This window comes from Actinomyces sp. oral taxon 849 str. F0330 (genome assembly GCF_000239715.1).
Taxonomy (GTDB): Bacteria; Actinomycetota; Actinomycetes; order Actinomycetales; family Actinomycetaceae; genus Actinomyces; species Actinomyces johnsonii.
In genome coordinates this window covers 1-701 of record NZ_JH470410.1, presented here as the reverse complement: position 1 = coordinate 701, position 701 = coordinate 1, and the positions used below count along the sequence as shown (strand labels likewise).

The 701-nt window shown below is 66.9% G+C and carries 1 protein-coding gene; it reads left to right on the top strand.

Annotation, left to right across the window (positions count from 1 at the left end):
- Positions 1–10 precede the first annotated feature (10 nt).
- Positions 11–701: ABC transporter ATP-binding protein (locus tag HMPREF0975_RS14395; protein WP_198009198.1), on the top strand; the 691-nt coding region annotated here is incomplete at its 3' end.

Below are 701 nucleotides of genomic sequence, written 5' to 3'. Positions count from 1 at the left end.
GGTACCCGCTCTGCTGTCCGCCACAGTTGTTGAGGCTCGTGGTCTGACCAAAGTCTACGGCGAGGGCAACGCCCAGGTCATCGCCCTGGACTCAGCGAGCCTGGCTGTGGGCCGCGGCGAGTTCGTCGCCATCATGGGCCCCTCCGGCTCGGGCAAATCCACCCTCCTGCACTGCATGGCCGGCCTGGACACCCCCACCTCCGGAAGCGTCCTCATCGCCGGCCAGGACCTGTCCGGCATGACGGACAAACAACTCACCGCCGTACGCCGCGACCAGCTCGGCTTCATCTTCCAGTCCTTCAACCTCCTACCCACCCTCACCGCCGAGGAGAACATCCTCCTACCCCAGCGCCTGGCCCACCGCAAACCCCCACAGGACTGGTACGACGCCGTCATCTCCATCCTCGGCATCGGCGACCGCCTCACCCACCGCCCCAACGAGCTCTCCGGCGGCCAACAGCAACGCGTCGCCGTCGCCCGCGCCCTCATAGGCCGCCCCGAGGTCATCTTCGCCGACGAACCCACCGGAGCCCTCGACACCACCTCAGCCGCCAACCTACTTCAGACCCTCGCCCACATGTGCGAACAACTCGGCCAGACCGTCGTCATGGTCACCCACGACCAACACGCCGCAGCCACCACCAACCGCATCATCCGCCTACGCGACGGCCACATCACCGGCGACCAACCCAACCACCACA